Below are 16,973 nucleotides of genomic sequence, written 5' to 3' on the forward strand. Positions count from 1 at the left end.
CGGGCCCACGGAGCAGGACCGGAGTGAGGGAATGCCGAGCCTAGGCGAGGCACCGGACGTCAGGGGCGCAAGCGCTTGGTTACTTGGCGCCGGGCCGCGCAGGCTCTTCCAAGTGACCCGCCGTAAAGGCGGAACCAATAGCCGCCGTTACCCAAAAAACGGATATGTACCCAACCCCAAAACTTTGCCTGATTGCCGGGCTTTTTAGTGCCGCGAAGTGCATGAATCAAACTCCAGACTCATGCAGGCTGCACGAATACAATTCTCCAGCAGCACGCTTAACTCATTGTTTTACATCAAAATTATTCGAACTAGAAAACAGGCACGACAAATGCTCAAGGACAGGAAGCGACTTCGGCCTTGAGACCGATAGCGCCCCCCCAATGATTACCTGAGAGATTCGACCATGAACGCCATCGACCTGTTGAAAGCCGACCATGAACGCGTAAAAGGCATCCTGACCCAACTAAGCGAGTCCACCGAACGGGGCGTGAAAAAACGCACCGAACTGCTGGCCAAGCTTGAAATGGAGATCGCCATCCATACCCGTCTCGAAGAGGAAGTCTTGTACCCCGCGTTCAAAAAAGCGGGCGGCAAGGAACAAGAGGTCATGTACTACGAAGCCAAGGAAGAACATCGCACCGTTGATTCGCTGGTACTGCCCGACTTGAAAGTCACTGACCCTTCTACCCCGGAATTCGCAGGTCGAGTCAAAGTGGTCAAGGAATTACTGGAGCACCACATCGAGGAAGAGGAAACGGAAATGTTCCCGCAAGCCAAGAAGCTGCTGGGCAACGCTACTCTGGATGAGTTGGGTGCACAGATGGAAACGCTCAAGGTTCAATACAAGAAAGAACTGAGCGCGTCCAACATGGCAGCGTGATGAAGTGCATTGATTCACCAGGCCCGGCAACAGCCGGGCCTTTTTATTGCGCAAATCAACCGCCGGGATTGGTGACCTGGATGTACACCGCGTAGCAGCCCAGCAGCACCCAGAACGTGGCAAAAATCCACGGCGTGCGCACGGAAAACAGCAACGACTTGCGATACCCCTTGTGGGACGATTCCATCTCGCTGAACAGCGGCGATTCATCGTAAGCCAACCCCATCAAAGGCTCGGCGCGCAGCAATTCACTCTGTTTGAAATGCCAATGATCGATGATGTCATAGGCGGCCCGGATGCCCGGCCAGGCGTTGAGTGAACTGAGCAGCCCCAGTAACGCCAGGAACGGCGGTACCACCAGCGTGAAGAGTTTTCCCCACTCCGGGTTGAGGTTGGACATGCAGGAAGCAAAGGCAATCACCAAAAACGATTGCGCAGCCAGATAAGCGTCGGTTCGATTGGCGAGGATGCTGGTTTCGTACTGGATTTCCCGGCGGTAAAAATCCAGGCGTTCCTTGGGTGAGCCGAACATCTTCGCATTGTGTTCGGTCAGGGCCTCTTCAGCCGGCGGTTCGGTCAGTATTCTTGGCACGACAATCACATGAGTCTGGGAAAACGTTTAGAAGAAACGTACCCAGGCAAAGTTCAGCCGGATCTCAGAGCGCCCTCCCCTGTACTCTTCCAGCGGCACATTGAGCGCTGCTCACTTCATGGCCAGGGCGATGACTTCCACCAGGTTGAGTTGGGTAAAGGGTTTGGACAAGCGCGGAAGCTGAGTGGCGAAGCCTTCCAGGCGCTCGGCATACCCTGTGGCGAGGATAATCGGCAGGCCGGGCTTGAAGAACCGTATGGCCTGAGCCAGTTGCGCGCCATTCATCTGCGGCATGGCCATGTCGGTAATGAGCAAGTCGATGTTCGGCTCGTTATCAAACTGCTCAAGTGCTTGTGCCCCCGATGTCGCACTGATGACCCGGTGCCCGAGATCCTCGAGCAACAGGACGGTGCTGGTCAGCACCAGGCTGTCATCGTCCACCACCAACACACACAACTGCTCCACTGGAGGCGGCTGCGCCGACTCCACGACGGATTTGACCACCGACGCGGTCGTGGCGGCAGGTATCCAGAGCTCGGCGGTCGTGCCGACGTCTTTCTTGCTCTTGAGAATGAATCGCCCGCCCAGCTGTTCGATAAATCCATGAACCATCGACAACCCCAGCCCCGTACCTTTGCCGATGCCTTTTGTGGTGAAGAACGGGTCTTTCGCCGACGCGAGCGTGGCTTCATCCATCCCTTCACCCGAATCGCTGACACTGAGGCAAACATAATCGCCCGGCGCCAGATGCAAGGCGGATTGGTCGCAGGCGTCTGCCGTCTTGGCACTGATGACGATTTGACCGCCCTTGGGCATGGCATCGCGGGCATTGGTAGCGAGGTTCAACACCGCCAGCTCGAGCTGATTGAGGTCGGCCATGACAGGGACGAGCCCGGGTTCAAAGCGTGTTTCCAGCATGACTGAAGGCCCGAGCGAGCTACGCAACAGTCCGCTGATCCCTTGCACCAACTCGGATAAATCGACTGATTCGAACTTGAGTTCCTGACGTCGCGCAAACGCCAGCATGCGCTGGGTCAGCGACACGCCGCGCATGGCGCCCTGAGTCGCGTTATCCAGCAGACGGGTGACTTTCGGGTCGTCACCCACGCGCTTGCGCACGATTTCCAGGTTGCCGAGGATGACGGTCAGCAGGTTATTGAAGTCATGGGCAATCCCCCCACTGAGTTGACCGATGGCCTGCATCTTCTGCGCCTGGAACAACGCCTCGCGGGCTAGCTCAAGGTCGTGCTGCGCCTGAGTAGCCTCGGTGATGTCACGGGTGATCTTGGCAAAGCCGAGTAACGTGCCGGTATCGCCCCAAATCGGGTCGACCACCACATGTGCCATAAACCGTGTCCCGTCCTTGCGCACGCGCCAGGCTTTGTTTTCGAAGCGCTTCTCGCGCGTTGCGATCTCCAACGCCCGTTGCGGCTCACCGGCCGCTCGGTCTTCAGGGGTGTAGAACAGCGAAAAATGCTGACCAATAATCTCTTCGGGGCGATAACCCTTGATGCGCTGGGCGCCCAGATTCCAGTTGGTCACGCGGCCATCCGGGGAGAGTGTATAGATGGCGTAATCTGTGACGCTTTGCACCAGCAAGCGAAACTGCTGCTCGCTTTGCTTGAGGGTCTCTTCGGCCATTTTGCGGTCGGTCAGATCGCGGGTGATCTTGGCAAAACCCAACAGCTTGCCCGATGGGTCGATAATCGGATCAATCACCACGTGCGACCAGAAATGCGTGCCGTCCTTTCGTACACGCCAGCCTTCGCCCTCGAAACGCCCCTCACGAATTGCCGTGTCCAGCGCACGTTGTGGCAAACCGGCCTGGCGATCTTCTTCGGTATAGAAGCGCGAGAAGTGCTGGCCAAGAATCTCCGCTTCCTCATACCCTTTGAAGCGCCTGGCGCCAGCGTTCCAGCTGGTGATGATGCCGTCTGGATCAATCATGTAGATGGCATAGTCCACCACGGCATCGATCAGCAGACGAAAGCGCATCTCCTCGACGGAATAGGTTCTGGGCTGGTTATCACTCATCGATCACACCCGTGATTATCATTGTTATGGAGTATGCGACAAACCGTGGGTTTGGGAAGCACGAAAACGGTTGAGAACTGGAGCATAACGCTCGCACAGCCTATTCTCGACGCCAATTGCCACCCCGGCCGATACAAGGCACTCCGATGATTCTGATTCTGTTACCCACGTCTGACTACGATCCCACCGAAAGCAGCGTCGTGTGGCAAGCCATGCGCCAGGCCGGTATCGAAGTGCGCTTTGCAACACCCCAAGGTCTACCTGCCTACGCCGACTCACGCCTGGTGAACATTGGATTCGGTCCGTTGAACCCTTTGCTGATGACCCGTGATACCGATCTTGCCCATTACGCCCGCATGATCGAAGACAAATGGTTTCGCCAACCGATGGCCTATGCCGACGTCGACTGCGATCAGTACGACGGACTGCTGATTCCGGGCGGCCATGCCAAAGGCATGCGCAGTCTGCTGGAGTCAGACCGGGCGCAACGGATCGCCCTGCATTTTTTCAAGGCTGACAAACCCGTGGCTGCGGTGTGTCACGGCGTGTTGTTACTGGCTCGTACCATCAATCCGGATACCCGGCATTCGGTGTTGCACGGACGCAACGTCACTGCCCTGCTGGCCAGCACCATGGAGTTGCCGGCCTGGATAATCACCGCCCCTTGGCTTGGACGCTATTACCGGACCTATCCGCAAACCGTTGAAGCAGAGGTCACGGGCGCCCTCGCCAGCCCTGCGCATTTTCAGCGAGGTCCGTTGCTGGCGCTCCGTGATTCAGCGGACGAACCCCATCGAGGCTTTGTCGTGCGTGATGGTCAGTTGCTGACCGCTCGCTGGCCAGGAGACTGCCACCGATTCGCCGCTGAATGGGTCCGACTTCTTATCGGTAAACGTATTTGACGATGTAAGCGTACAAATCGTTGTAGACAACGTCAGGGACAAACTGGGCGTAGGTTTGGGCTTTGAGCAACGCCAAATGGCAGTCTTTTACCATCTCGTCACGTTCTCGATGGGTGCAGACATGGTTATTGATGATGTTGGCGTAGGTGCTGTTCGGCGTCGGTGCCGTGGAGGGCGTGGATGCGGGAACGTCAGCTTTTGAGTAGCTGAAATGAGCACGCTGGAGGCGCTCTTTCAACGCTCCAGGCCCGCGCTCATACAAGGTGATTTGTGAGCCGTCGACTGCTTTGGAGGCGACCTCACAGGCCAGGATGATCGCTTGTGCAAGACTCATGCTGGCATCAAGGTCCGCGTAGCTGACAAAGCGTTCGAGTTCCCGATTTTCCAGGCTCTTGAGTGCCCGCTTGATGCTCGATACGTGGGCGAATTCCTGCGTACAGCCGACGATATGCGTTTCGAATTGATACCCTGCTGCTGTGGCCAGGGGTGGAAACGTGGCGAAAGCGATTCTGTCGAACGCACACTCCATGATGATGTTGTATTTGAGCGTAAAGGCTTCAGTGAAGATCTTTTTGCTGACTTCCTCTACAAAGGCTGCCGTGTGCTCGTAGGCGTGCAAGACGCCGAGTTTGATCATCTCTGCGTATTGAGGATGTTTCTGTCGGTATTCGGGCAGGTAGAGACGAACGTATTTGTCGTAGCGCTTTGAAGGCAACAGATGCTTTTCCAGCAGGAAGGTTTTGCCTGACCCTTGAAGCCCGGCAACCACCAGGATTTTCGGCGTTTGCTCGGCAGTGATACCGCGAAACAGCGTCGCTTTGATTTCGTTGAACGCTGCAGTGACCTGCTCAGGGGTGTAGGTGTAATTTGGCGCGACTGACATACCTTGATTTCCTTATCAAAGAGCCGGCGGAAAGTGATGGCCGGCCCTCTGAATAAAGCCCTGTTTCAGCGTTTGTTCAAATGCGCGTGTCTTTCAAGATATGTCGTTGTTTTTAAAGTAAAAATTCCTACGCCATAGAGTGAAAAGGCGCTTGTTCAACCGCCCACCAACGCGGCAGCAACTGCCTGACCTTACTCTCGCCAAACCGGTCATCGATCAGCATCACCACACCTTGATCCTGTTGCGTGCGGATCACCCGTCCCGCCGCCTGCACCACTTTCTGTACCCCTGGAAACAGGTAGGTGTAGTCATAACCGGCGCCGAAGATGGCGGCCATGCGGTGCTTCAATTGTTCGTTGACCGGATTGAGTTGCGCCAGCCCCAGCGTGGCGATGAACGCGCCGATCAGGCGTGCGCCGGGCAAGTCGATGCCTTCGCCAAAGGCTCCGCCCAGCACGGCAAAACCGACACCCTGGCTGTGCGCCGTGAATTGATCGAGAAAAGCCTGACGCTGATCTTCGGCCATGCCCCGGGACTGCGACCACAGAGTGATCTGTGGGTGTCGTTCGGCCAGTAACTGCGCCACCTGCTGCAAATAATCAAAGCTGCTGAAAAATGCCAGATAGTTGCCCGGGCGTTGGGTGAATTGCTGTGCAATCAACTCGACAATCGGCTCGAGCGACGCTTGGCGGTGGACGTATCGGGTCGATATCTGGCTGACGATGTGCACTTTCAGCTGGTCGGCATGGAACGGTGATTCAACATCGATCCACACCGTGTTCGTCGGGGTTCCCAGCAGGTCCGCGTAGTAATGCCGAGGGCTGAGGGTGGCGGAGAACATCACCGTGCTGCGTGCGGCCGTCAGGCGTGGGCGAATGAAACCGGCGGGCACCACGTTGCGCAGGCACAGTCGGGACAGGTGACGCTTGCGGTCGAGGTCACGCTTGCTGATGTCAAACAGAAACTGTTCATCGAAGAGTTCGGCCACCCGGCAGAACTGCAGCATGTCGAAGTAGAAACCCTGCAAGGCGCTGTCCAGGCCCTGGGGGTGATCGTTGAGATAATCGCCAATGCTCGCGCTGCATGAAGACAACGCCTGAAGCAGTTTTTCCGGTGCCTTGTCGTACGCCTGATACGGCGCCGTTTGCAGGTTGTGCAGGGCATTCCACTCTCGATTGACCCGCTGTAACGACTTTTTCAGCGCCTCTGGAGCGTTTTTTCGCACGCCATCGAGGGTCGACTGTTCGAGACTGGCGCTGTACATCTGCCGGCCGCGCTCGACCAGGTTGTGGGCTTCATCCACCAGCACCGCGACTTTCCAGTTGTTGGCCTGCGCCAACCCGAACAGCAGCGCGCTGAAATCGAAGTAATAGTTGTAGTCAGCGACCACCACGTCTGCCCAACGGGCCATTTCCTGGCTCAGGTAATAAGGACAAACCTCATGCGCCAGGGCAACCTGGCGAACGGCAGCCTGGTCGAGCAGGCTCAGCTTGCTGGCAGCTTGGCGAGCGGCGGGCAACCGATCATAAAACCCCTGGGCCAACGGACAGGACTCACCGTGACAGGCTTTGTCCGGATGTTCGCAGGCTTTGTCCCGGGCGATCATCTCCAATACCCGCAACGGTGGCGCAGCGGTGCTTTGAAGGATGACTTGCGCGGCGTCCAGCGCCAGTTTGCGCCCCGGGGTTTTCGCGGTAAGAAAGAACACCTTGTCCAGTTGCTGCGGCGCCAGGGCCTTGAGCATCGGGAACAGCGTGCCCAGGGTCTTGCCGATTCCGGTCGGCGCCTGAGCCATCAGGCAGCGTCCCGTGCTGACCGCCTTGAACACCGACTCAGCCAGATGCCGTTGCCCCGCACGAAAGCTGGCATGGGGAAATGCCAACTGCTGCGCCGCGTGATTGCGCGCATCGCGATGGGCCATTTCCTGCTCGGCCCAGTGCAGAAACAACCCGCAGTGATGTTCGAAAAACTGCTGCAGTTGCGCAGCGCTGAAGGCTTCGACCAGGCAGGTTTCCTTTTCACTGACGATGTCGAAGTACACCAGCGCCAGATTGATCCGGGCCAGTTCCAGCTTCTGGCACATCAGCCAGCCGTAGATTTTCGCTTGTGCCCAGTGCAACTGGCGGTGGTTGGCCGGCTGTTTGCTCAGGTCGCCGCGATAGGTTTTGACCTCTTCCAGGCAGTTTTGCGCTGGGTCGTAACCGTCTGCCCTGCCCTTCACCGTCAAGGTTCGGTACAGGCCTTCAAGGGCAACTTCACTTTGATAACCCTCGCTGCGCCGTGAAGCGACGGTACGGTGCCCGACGATGCCTTCCAGCGCCGTGGGTGACGGGGTAAATCGCAGGTCCAGGTCGCCGACCTTGGCGGTGAATTCACACAACGCCCGCACCGCGATGCTGTAGCTCAAGCGCTTTGCTCCGACCATTGCACGTAACAGACGGCGATAGGCATCTGGTGTTCGTGACAGAACTCCAGCCAGCGCAATTGGTTGTCTTGCAAGCGATCGCCGGGGCCTTTGACTTCGATCATGCGGTAGGTCTTGTCTTGCGGCCAGAACTGGATCAGGTCCGGCATGCCGGCGCGGTTGGCCTTGATGTCCAGCAACAGCCGATTGAACCAGTGCTTGAGGTGCTCGGGCGGCAGGCAATCGAGGGCCTGGTCCAGCAGTTCCTGGCTCAACGCGCCCCAGAACACGAACGGCGACTGCACGCCCCACTTGGCGACATAGCGCTCACGCAAGGTTTGTACGTAGCGCCCGTCATCGAGTTCGGCGAGACACGCCTCAAACAACCCGGCCCGACGCGCATGGAAGTCCTCGTTGAGCAGATCGACCGGCCCGCGCTGGAACGGGTGAAAAAAAGCGCCTGGCAACGGGGCAAAGATCGCCGGCCAGCACAGCAGTCCGAACAGCGAGTTGATCAGGCTGTTTTCGACGTAATGCACTGGCGCCAAATCCTGCGCCAGATGGGCCTGCACGTAATATTCCACCGACAGCGCTGGATCGATTCTGGGCAATTGCAGGTCCAGGCGCTGCATGTCCCGAGGCGCTGGCCGTTTCATCGCCGGACCGCCCAGTTTGCGCCGAAGCCTGGGCAGCACGCGCAACAGATGTTGATGCTCGGCCGCGCTTTCAGGCGTTTGTTCTGCGTCAGTCGCCAAGTCCATGGCCAGTTGATACTCACCACAGCGCTCCAACACTCGAATCAGCCGGACCCGTGCGCCAGGATAGGCGCAGTCGCGGTAAATGGTCAGCGCGGTGGAGAAATCCGCCAGGCGTTCGCAGTGCTGGCCGATCTGGAACAACAGCTTGCCCCGGCGTCGTTGCAGCCACGGGTTGCTGAGTTCCAGCGCGTTGACTTGCTCGACGATGTCCGCCACCGCCTCACCCGCCTCGAACCGTTGCTGGCATTGGTGCAGGAATACGCAGGCGTCCACGTCTTCACGGCAGCGCAGGCCCCGGGACTCGGCGCAGAACTCGACTTTTTCATAGGTAAAAATGCCGAGGTCGGCCAGCACGAACTCCGACCAGTCCTGATAAAGATTGCCGAAAAACATCAACCGCAATCGGTCACACAGGCCCATGATGGTCAAGGTAAACAGTCGGTCATCGACTTGCGGGCACCATTGGTTGAAGCTTCGGGCATCGCATAACTGTTCGCTCAACGGCGGTAGCCAATCGGACTTCTTGCCTTTGGGCTGTTCGATGAGCGTGCCAAAGCACTGGAGAATTTCCGCCTTGAGCAGCACCTCGAACAGCTCCGCGATCGGCAAGGGCGAGTGTTCGTCGATCCAGCCTGCCGCCAACAACGGCTCGGCAGCACGGGCAATGTCACCAATTTCCAGGTAGTTCAGTTTGCCGGCCCTGAAATGCACGCCCTTGCGCATCACCATCCTGACCAGCAGTGCGCGGGACTCGCGGGGTTGTCGGCGGAAATCCTGGACGAAGGCCTGCTCCTCGACGCTGAGCACATCGCCATAGCGGTGTTCAAGCCAATCAAGCACTTGCATGAAGTTGTTCAAGTAATAGAACGGATCGTCGAGCGGATTTTCAGTCACAGAAAAACAGCGCCATTGGAAAGTGAGTACTGGTTATGCGTACAGATACCAGCCAAGGCGTACCCGGTGCAAACGGAAAGGGATAAGCGGCGGCGCTATTTGGCAATTTGCGCTGGTTATCGAACTTTCCTTTGTTCCACGGCACCAACCGACATAGACGATTTTTTTTTGCATTGTTAGAGGTGTTTATGAATATCAGGATTCTGAGTTTGCCACTGGCCGCGGTAGCTTTTCTGGCGCTGGCCGGTTGCTCTACACCCACGGTCGTGACCTTGCAGAACGGCACCCAGTATTTGACCAAGGACATGCCGAAAACCAAGTCCAAGGACGGCTTTTACGAATTTGAGGACATTTCCGGCGCGAAGGTGAAGGTCAACGCCAACGACGTGGCGACGGTTCGCAAGGAAGACTGAAAACCGCGTTATCGTTCATCGCGAGCAGGCTCGCTCCCACAGTTATGCATTCGACTTGCAACCTGTGGGAGCGGGCTTGCCCGCGATGAGGCCCCTACCGGCGCCACAGAACTATCAGGCAATCACAATCCCTGAGCCGGACAAACTGTCCAGCCCAACCCCGACCAGCGTCACCGAATCAGCACCAAACGTCAGCACCGTGTCGTGCCCCACTGCCGTGGCATGTGCGCGATAGTCATCGCTGGGCGTCACGCCCTGCACCCCGAGAAACACCAGCTTGTCGTTGGCTTGATAGCCCAGCACCCGATCGTGACCGAACGCGCCGCTGAACAGGAACGTATCGACCCCGCCGCCCGACTCCATCAGGTCGTTCCCCGCCCCGCCCACCAGTACATCATTGCCCTTGCCGCCGATCAGATGATCGTTACCGTCCAGGCCAAACAACCAGTCGCCTGTCGCCTGGGCCTTGAGCGTATCGGCACCCGTGCCCCCCTTCACCGAGGACGCGTACTGTGTCAGGTTATTACCCGCCACCAGCCCGCTTGCCGTCACGCTGTGGGTCACCTCATCCTTGAGCAGTCCCCACAAGCCCCCCGGTTCCTGGGTGACAAGGCTGCCAATGTCGCGGGTAATGCTGATGCCGCCATGGGCATCGCGCACGTACAGGTTGCCGGCGCCGTCGTTGGCAAACTCAAACCCTTTAACCGACTGCTGCAAGTCCAGCACGTTGTTGCCCTTGCCACCGAGCAGGATGTTGTAGCCGCCCGCATCGCGGAAGGTGTCGTTGCCGTCACGGCCCTCCAGATAGTCATTGCCCTTGCCGCCCTGAATCAGGTCATTGCCGTCACTGCCGATGATGAAGGTGCTGCCCTTGTGGGTTTCTGCGTTGCGATTCAGGTCCTGCACCCAGGTCGTGGCGCGCACCGGGTCCGAGAGGTTGGCGACGATGATCGTCGAGTCTTTGCCGGTGAGGTCGTAGAACGACGATTCGATGACCCGATTCATGCCGTCGCCATAGGCGGTGGGCAGGTGCGAGATCCACGTAGGAATGTTGAGGATGGAGAACGGCAGCACATTCCACGCCGTCGAGGCGTAGTGGTCATTGAAGCTGACGATATTATCGGTCGTGGAGTACTTGGGGGCATCGTGCACACCCACCGACGACAGGTTAAAGGACGAACCGTCGAGGGCACGAAACACCGGATCGTTTTCGTAACCGACGTTGAGCACTTTGTCGGTGCTGCTCTGGGTTGGCGACGCATAGGCGATGTAATTGGAGTCCTGGTAGAACCCGCCCCACTTGCCGGTGCTCAAGTCCGCCAGGCTGTTGACCGCCAACCCGCCAAGGCTGTGGCCACTGACCAGGATGTTTTTGCCCGACAGGCCATTGGCCTGGGCAAACGCCGCGACATCGCCCAACAAATTGCCGAAGGCTTCGCCAACGTAGTTTTTCGCATAATCCTTGGGACCCAACGCCGCCAGCAGATCGTTGATCACGTCACCGATGGAGTCGCTGATCAAGGTTTCCCTGGGACCGCTGGTGCCACGAAAGGCGATGCCGATTTCAGTGAGATGCCCCTGCGCATCGTACTTGCCGAGGATCTCCACCTGCGCACTGGTGTAATCGGCTTTCTCACCGAAGAACGTTCCGCGCGCATCGACCTTGCCGTCATAGCCCAGTTGCGAGGCGGAGATCGGCGTCCAGCCGGCTTTCTGTACGGCATCCAGTGCGGCTTTTTCCGAGTCGGGGTTCCATGGAATGCCGGGAATGACCCCTTGGGAATCGGTGCCGCCCAGCAACGCAGTGACCAGTGTCGCCGGCAACCCAAGACCAAAGCCGTTGTGCTGGTAACCAGTGGCAAAGCCGTTGTCGAGGTTGTGGTAGGAATACAGCGTGATCGCCATCGCGTCAGTGAATAACGCTTTGGAATCTGCTGCGCCGAAGTTCTTGTAGTCGTACACACCCATTGGTATTGCCTCTCTTTTTGTTGGAATTGTCAGAGATAGCTCACAACCAGGACGCTTCCTTCACAAAGCGCCCCGGAGCATTCAGTGCCTGTAGCCTTTACCCAAATGTGATGCGATCGAGCCTCGCCCCAAATCGCTATCGAGTCTTCGGGCCCTGTCCGAACGCCTCGTCCACCTTGGCGAGATCCTGTTCGCTCAAGGTGCCGGCGAAGTAATGCAACTTGGTCCACGCCATCAGGTAGTCATACCTTGCCTGGGCCAAATCCCGGCGAGTGGTAAACAGTTGTTGTTCGGCGTTCAGCGCATCGAGGTTGACCCGCTCACCGCCCAAAATGCTTTGTTTGGTCGAGACCACCAGCGCCTCGGCGGACGTCAGGGCTTTTTGATAGGCGCGCAGTTTGTTCACACCCGAGAGGCAGGCACTGAACTGGCGGCGCAGCTCGATCAACGTTTCCCGGGTTTTGCCATCCAGTTCGTATTCGGCCTGTTCCATGGTGCGGCTGGCCTGACGGGTCGACGCCGACACCCCGCCGCCGGCATACAGCGGCACGTTGACTTCGATGCCGATGGTGTTGGTGTCATAGCGCTGGTTGTAAGTGTTGCCGCTTTCCGATTCGTTCTGGCGCACCGAGGCGTAGGCACTGACTTTAGGCAAGTGCCCGGCGCGGTTGCGTTCGACTTCATAACGCGCCACTTCCACCGCCTGGCGCTGGGAGGCCAGGTTCGGGTTGTTGGCCACGGCCATCTCGTGCCAGGTGTCGTAATTGGCCGGTTGCAGGCTGAACGTCTGGAAGTTCTGGGCCAGCGGGGCCAGGTCGGTGATGTCGATGGCCTGCACGCCAATCAGCGCGCCCAGTTCACGCAAGGCCGCGTCCTGTTCGTTGCGCGCCTCGATTTCCTCGGCGGTTGCCAGCTCGTAACGGGACTCGGCTTCAAGAATGTCAGTGCGCGTGCCCTCGCCCTGGCGGAACATTTGCTCGTTCTGCTGGAACTGCTGCTCGAAGGCCTTTTTCTTGGCCAGGGCAATGTCGATCTGATCCTGGGCGAACAGCGCCTTGGTGTAGTTTTCCAGGACGCGCACCAGCAGCTCCTGACTCTTGCCACGAAACGCTTCATCGGCAAACAACGATTGCGCCACACCTTTGCGATACGCCGCGTAGGCCTCGTAATCGATCAAGGGTTGTTGCAGGGTCAAGGTCGAGCCGTAACTGTTGTAGTTGCGGTCATCGCTCTGGTTTTGCCCGCGCTCGTTGAGATAGGTGACCTTGGACGTATTGCGGCCCTTGTTGTAGTTGTAACCCAATTTTGGCAACAAGCCGGCCCGGCCGATGATGCGGTTCTCAAGGCCGGCATCGCGCGCCTTGATCGCGCCGAGGAACACCGGATCATTGCGCAACGCTTGCTCGTAGATATCGAACGGCCCCATGGCCATCACGCTGTCGCACGTCAGCAACGCCAGGGTTGCCGCGAGCATGGAAAGCTTATTCATACAGCCGAACATCCTTATTCCTCGGTCAACGCGGAGCCTGCCCGGTCGAGCAGCGGTTTGAACAGATAGTTGAGGAGTGAACGTTCACCGGTGCGCACGAACATTTCCGCCGGCATGCCGGGCTTGATCACCAGGCCGTGGAGTTTTTCCATCGCCTGATCGCTGACGCTGCTGCGCAGCACGTAGTACGGCGCACCGGTTTTCTCGTCGACCATCTGGTCGGCGGAGATCAGGCTGACCTCGCCTGGGACCCGCGGTGTACGGCTCTGGTTGAACGCGGTGAACAGGATGTCCACCGGCAAGTGGGTGCCAACCTTGTCGATCAAATTGATCGGCAGGTGCCCTTCCACTTCCAGCCGCGTGCCTTGGGGCACGATCTCCAGCAAGGTTTCACCCTGACGCACCACCGCGCCTTCGGTGTGCACCCCAAGGTTGACCGCGATGCCGTCGGCGGTGGCGATGATCTCGCTGTGTTGCAAATCGAAGCCGGCGGAAGTCAGTTGTTCTTCCAGCGTCACGCTTTTGAGTTGCGCGTCGGCCAACTGGGTGCGGACTTCTTTCTGGTACTCCTCAATGTGCTGTTGCAGCTTCAGGCGCGATTCAATGATGCCCTGCTCCACCCGCCCGCTTTCGCCGGTGTTTTCCGCCAATTGCTGCTGAACTTGCGACAGCTGACGCTGATACTCCATCAACCGGTTACTCGGGATGTAGCCGTTGTCCGCCAGGGGCTGCAGATTGCTCAACTGTTTTTGCAGTGAACTGGCCTGTGCCGTCAGGTCCGTGCGTGCGCGGCGCATGCCGGCCAGTTGCGCGCCGGCACCTTCGATGCTGGCGCGCAAGGCTGCCTGCTCGCGGGAAAATGCTTCACGGCGGCTGCTGAACAATTGCCGCTGGCCTTCGAGGACCAACGCGAGGCGTGGATCGGGATCGTTGCTCAGTTCAGCGGGAAAATTCACTTGCTTGAGGTTGTCGCGTTCGCTCTGCCAGCGCGCCAGGCTGGCCCAGGCCATGCGGTATTGCGCCTGCAACGATTGCACGTCGGCCGCGACCTGGGTCTGGTCTAGCTGGAACAGCGGCTGGCCGAGCTTCACCACTTGGCCTTCGCGCACCAGAATCCGGCTGACGACGCCGCTGCTCATCGATTGCACGGCCTTGCGCTTGCCCGACACCACCACCGTGCCTTGCACCGGAATGCCTTGATCGAGCGGCGCTAGACTGGCCCAGGTGAAGAAACTGCCGGCGCCGACGATGGCCAGGACCCAGCCCATGCGAGCGAAGAAACGCGCATCGCGCTCCGGGCGTGCGGTGATGTAATCGTGTTCCATCGTCGCTTCGTTTTCAGTGTTCATGCGTGCGCTGCTCATACACCCGAATTCCTTGTCGTGGGCTGATACTGGCGACTCATGTTGAGCCCGCCCGGTGCTTGCGCAGTTTTTTCACGTTGCTGTTCCTGAGCACCGGAGAGTGCCTTGAGCACCTCTTGGCTAAGGCCGAAGGCCTGCAAACGGCCTTCGTTGAGCACCAGCAATTTGTCGGCCTGGGCCAATGCCGAAGAACGATGTGTCACCAGAATCACGCTGGTGCCCCGAGCTTTCATGTGCGCGATGGCGCCAGCCAGGGCGGCTTCGCCCACGGTATCGAGGTTGGAATTGGGCTCATCGAGCACCACCAGGCTCGGATTGCCATACAGCGCACGCGCCAAGGCCACCCGCTGTTTCTGACCGCCGGACAGACCGCTGCCGTCCTCGCCCAGCACCGTGTCGTAGCCTTGTGGCATACGCAGGATCAGCTCATGCACGCCCGCCTGTTGCGCGGCCTCGACGACTTTTTGCGGATCGGCTTCACGAAACCGGGCGATGTTTTCGGCGATGCTGCCGCTGAACAATTCGATGTCCTGCGGCAAGTAGCCGATGTACGGGCCGAGGTCGTCGCGGTTCCAGCGATGAATGTCGGCGCCGTCGAGCCGTACGGTGCCGCCCAGGGTTGGCCAGACGCCGACCAGCACCCGCGCCAAAGTCGATTTACCGGAGCCGGAGGCGCCGAGCACGCCCATGACTTCACCGGCACCCAGGCTGAAATTGACCATGTGCAAGGTCGCGCCGCGCCGCCCCGGTGGACCGGCACTGACCTGTTCGAAGCTGATCTGCCCCTTCGGTGCCGGCAGGGCCATTGCCTCGTCACTCGGCGGAAAAGCTTGCAGCAACTCATCAAGACGACGGTAAGCGAGCTTGGCGCCGCTCCATTGTTTCCAGACTGCAATCAACTGATCGATTGGACTGAGGACGCGGCCCATCAGAATGGACCCGGCGATCATCATCCCGGCGGTCATGTCGCCCTTGATGACCAACAACGCCCCCAGGCCCAGCACCAGGGATTGCAGGCACAGGCGCAAGGTTTTGCTCAGGGAACTGATGACAGCGCCGGTGTCGCTGGCCTGATTCTGCAGACCGAGGAAGCGCGAGTGCACCTGGAACCAACGCTTGCGCAACACCCCGAGCATGCCCATCGCCTGAATGGTTTCGGCATTGTGCAGGTGGCTGGTCGCCAGTTGGCTCGACCTCTGGGAAAAACCCGCCGCCTCCCCCAGCGGCTTTTTGGTCATCGCCTCGTTGAGGCATGCCAGGCCGATCAGCAACACCGCGCCCGCAGTGGCCAAGACGCCGAGCCAGACGTTGAACAGGAAAATAACGAACAGGTACACCGGAAACCACGGCGCGTCGAAGAACGCGAACAGCGCAGGGCCGGTGACGAATTGGCGAATGTGGGTCAGGTCCCCGAGGGATTGCCCGGCGTTGCCTTCGCCTTTGAACAGGTTGCGTTCGAACGCGGCCTGATACACCCGTAAATTGAAGCACCGCTCCAACTGGCTGCCGATGCGAATAACGATGAAGCTGCGCACGATCTCCAGCAAACCGATGAAGACAAAGAACCCGACCACCATCAGCGACAACATGGCCAGGGTCGTTTCGTTTTGCGAAGACAGCACGCGGTCATAGACCTGGAGCATGTAAATCGACGGAACCAGCATCAACACGTTAATTAACGCGGTGAAACACCCTACGCTGATCAGGATGCTCTTGTAGTCGCCCAAGGCTTTTAATAGTGGTGCGGTGGCTGGGCTCTTTGCCATCTTCATGGGTTCTTCCTGAGGTGTTATTCCCCGTCATACCTGACGAAGTTTCCAGTAACTGTTCGTGCAGAGGCGGCTATAGGTTTGACGCACTAGCGCTTACAAACCAATAACAACTTTTAATCTGGTTTAGGGCTTATCACATAATGACCGCTGTCTGTTTATTACTGCGCCTGACGCACAAGTGTTATGACCAGAGCAGATTTCAATATGGCTGTATAAGAGCCGTCACGCTGGCGGCTGAGAAACAGAATCTTTGAACCTTCGTTACCGGTAATCGCAATACCGTCCGGCTCAGTGAACCAACCGATCGCTTTTTCACCCGCCAGCCATGCGCTTAAACACTCTGCACCGTCACCCAGTGTCTGCTGCAACTGGAAGTCGATGATGCACACCTTGGACTGTTCGTCCTGCAAAACCAGGGACTCTGAGGAGTTATCCCTGGCACTCAAGGTTGCCTGCCATTTGCCAGCCAATTCCGAGGGATCTGTCAATTTCAAGCTACTTGCCATGGCGGTCTCTCCAATAAAAATCATGAACGTCGCCAGAAGCCACGCGGTTGTTCGACGGATCAAGGCCTTGTCAGCCATAGGTTGTTGTACTCCGGCTTGCAGGTTTGTTGC

General features: G+C 58.4%; 13 protein-coding genes. 3 read left to right on the forward strand and 10 right to left on the reverse strand.

The features are described 5' to 3' along the window. Positions 1-406: 406 nt before the first annotated feature. Positions 407-883 carry a PA2171 family ribosome-binding persister protein gene (locus QRN31_RS01325; protein WP_285429667.1) on the forward strand — a complete coding sequence of 159 codons (477 nt, stop codon included), beginning with the start codon at positions 407-409 and terminating at the stop codon, positions 881-883. Between the two features lie 55 nt (positions 884-938). Here the strand turns inward: QRN31_RS01325 and QRN31_RS01330 are convergent, their stop codons facing one another. Together QRN31_RS01330 and QRN31_RS01335 are read right to left on the reverse strand one after the other, a co-directional pair. Then, positions 939-1,475 (reverse strand): hypothetical protein, encoded by a 537-nt coding sequence (locus tag QRN31_RS01330; RefSeq protein ID WP_285429668.1) that lies wholly within the window; start codon positions 1,473-1,475, stop codon positions 939-941. Positions 1,476-1,586: 111 nt separating this feature from the next. Beyond that, entirely contained in the window at positions 1,587-3,509 is a 1,923-nt protein-coding gene (locus tag QRN31_RS01335) for a hybrid sensor histidine kinase/response regulator (protein WP_285429669.1), read from the reverse strand. A gap of 146 nt (positions 3,510-3,655) precedes the next feature. Here QRN31_RS01335 and QRN31_RS01340 point away from each other — a divergent pair, with 146 nt between their 5' ends. Next, the gene (locus tag QRN31_RS01340; protein WP_285429671.1) at positions 3,656-4,411 is read left to right on the forward strand and encodes a DJ-1/PfpI family protein; all 756 of its coding nucleotides are present in this window, start codon (positions 3,656-3,658) and stop codon (positions 4,409-4,411) included. On the opposite strand, the gene QRN31_RS01345 is transcribed toward QRN31_RS01340, so the two are convergent. The 3 genes from QRN31_RS01345 to QRN31_RS01355 all read right to left on the reverse strand — a co-directional run bounded on the left by QRN31_RS01345 (position 4,392) and on the right by QRN31_RS01355 (position 9,302). Then, on the reverse strand, positions 4,392-5,294 hold the full coding sequence (locus QRN31_RS01345) for a zeta toxin family protein (RefSeq protein WP_285429672.1): 903 nt from the start codon (positions 5,292-5,294) through the stop codon (positions 4,392-4,394). The genes QRN31_RS01340 and QRN31_RS01345 overlap by 20 nt on opposite strands. 127 nt (positions 5,295-5,421) lie before the next feature. Continuing rightward, positions 5,422-7,701, reverse strand: a complete 2,280-nt coding sequence (locus QRN31_RS01350; RefSeq protein WP_285429673.1) for an ATP-dependent DNA helicase — start codon at positions 7,699-7,701, stop codon at positions 5,422-5,424. Beyond that, positions 7,698-9,302: a VRR-NUC domain-containing protein gene (locus tag QRN31_RS01355; protein ID WP_285429892.1), complete on the reverse strand. Its 1,605-nt coding sequence runs from the start codon at positions 9,300-9,302 to the stop codon at positions 7,698-7,700. Before QRN31_RS01355 ends, QRN31_RS01350 begins: the two co-directional genes overlap by 4 nt. Positions 9,303-9,538: 236 nt before the next feature. Between QRN31_RS01355 and QRN31_RS01360 the strand changes: the two genes are divergently transcribed. Then, positions 9,539-9,763: a YgdI/YgdR family lipoprotein gene (locus QRN31_RS01360; RefSeq protein ID WP_285429674.1), complete on the forward strand. Its 225-nt coding sequence runs from the start codon at positions 9,539-9,541 to the stop codon at positions 9,761-9,763. 114 nt (positions 9,764-9,877) lie between these two features. Here the strand turns inward: QRN31_RS01360 and QRN31_RS01365 are convergent, their stop codons facing one another. The 5 genes from QRN31_RS01365 to QRN31_RS01385 all read right to left on the reverse strand — a co-directional run bounded on the left by QRN31_RS01365 (position 9,878) and on the right by QRN31_RS01385 (position 16,940). Continuing rightward, the gene (locus QRN31_RS01365) at positions 9,878-11,731 is read right to left on the reverse strand and encodes a polyurethane esterase (RefSeq protein WP_285429675.1); all 1,854 of its coding nucleotides are present in this window, start codon (positions 11,729-11,731) and stop codon (positions 9,878-9,880) included. A 136-nt stretch (positions 11,732-11,867) separates the two neighbouring features. Next, positions 11,868-13,232 carry a TolC family outer membrane protein gene (locus tag QRN31_RS01370; RefSeq protein ID WP_285429676.1) on the reverse strand — a complete coding sequence of 455 codons (1,365 nt, stop codon included), beginning with the start codon at positions 13,230-13,232 and terminating at the stop codon, positions 11,868-11,870. Between the two features lie 2 nt (positions 13,233-13,234). Then, complete coding sequence (locus tag QRN31_RS01375) at positions 13,235-14,584, reverse strand: HlyD family type I secretion periplasmic adaptor subunit (protein WP_285429678.1); 1,350 nt, start codon at positions 14,582-14,584, stop codon at positions 13,235-13,237. After that, complete coding sequence (locus QRN31_RS01380) at positions 14,581-16,356, reverse strand: type I secretion system permease/ATPase (RefSeq protein WP_285429680.1); 1,776 nt, start codon at positions 16,354-16,356, stop codon at positions 14,581-14,583. Before QRN31_RS01380 ends, QRN31_RS01375 begins: the two co-directional genes overlap by 4 nt. Positions 16,357-16,514: 158 nt before the next feature. Further along, on the reverse strand, positions 16,515-16,940 hold the full coding sequence (locus QRN31_RS01385; RefSeq protein WP_285429681.1) for an AprI/Inh family metalloprotease inhibitor: 426 nt from the start codon (positions 16,938-16,940) through the stop codon (positions 16,515-16,517). Between the last annotated feature and the right edge of the window lie 33 nt (positions 16,941-16,973).

Origin of the sequence: Pseudomonas sp. fls2-241-R2A-110 (assembly GCF_030209165.1) — a bacterium.
In the GTDB taxonomy this organism is placed as follows: domain Bacteria; phylum Pseudomonadota; class Gammaproteobacteria; order Pseudomonadales; family Pseudomonadaceae; genus Aquipseudomonas.

Bases quoted from the DNA above. Each gene is read 5' to 3' on its own strand.
- QRN31_RS01365 (WP_285429675.1), bottom strand. From the start codon at position 11,731: ATGGGTGTGTACGACTACAAGAACTTCGGCGCAGCAGATTCCAAAGCG.
- QRN31_RS01380 (WP_285429680.1), bottom strand. From the start codon at position 16,356: ATGAAGATGGCAAAGAGCCCAGCCACCGCACCACTATTAAAAGCCTTG.
- QRN31_RS01335 (WP_285429669.1), bottom strand. From the start codon at position 3,509: ATGAGTGATAACCAGCCCAGAACCTATTCCGTCGAGGAGATGCGCTTT.
- QRN31_RS01360 (WP_285429674.1), top strand. From the start codon at position 9,539: ATGAATATCAGGATTCTGAGTTTGCCACTGGCCGCGGTAGCTTTTCTG.
- QRN31_RS01345 (WP_285429672.1), bottom strand. From the start codon at position 5,294: ATGTCAGTCGCGCCAAATTACACCTACACCCCTGAGCAGGTCACTGCA.
- QRN31_RS01385 (WP_285429681.1), bottom strand. From the start codon at position 16,940: ATGGCTGACAAGGCCTTGATCCGTCGAACAACCGCGTGGCTTCTGGCG.
- QRN31_RS01340 (WP_285429671.1), top strand. From the start codon at position 3,656: ATGATTCTGATTCTGTTACCCACGTCTGACTACGATCCCACCGAAAGC.
- QRN31_RS01355 (WP_285429892.1), bottom strand. From the start codon at position 9,302: ATGCAAGTGCTTGATTGGCTTGAACACCGCTATGGCGATGTGCTCAGC.
- QRN31_RS01370 (WP_285429676.1), bottom strand. From the start codon at position 13,232: ATGTTCGGCTGTATGAATAAGCTTTCCATGCTCGCGGCAACCCTGGCG.
- QRN31_RS01375 (WP_285429678.1), bottom strand. From the start codon at position 14,584: ATGAGCAGCGCACGCATGAACACTGAAAACGAAGCGACGATGGAACAC.
- QRN31_RS01325 (WP_285429667.1), top strand. From the start codon at position 407: ATGAACGCCATCGACCTGTTGAAAGCCGACCATGAACGCGTAAAAGGC.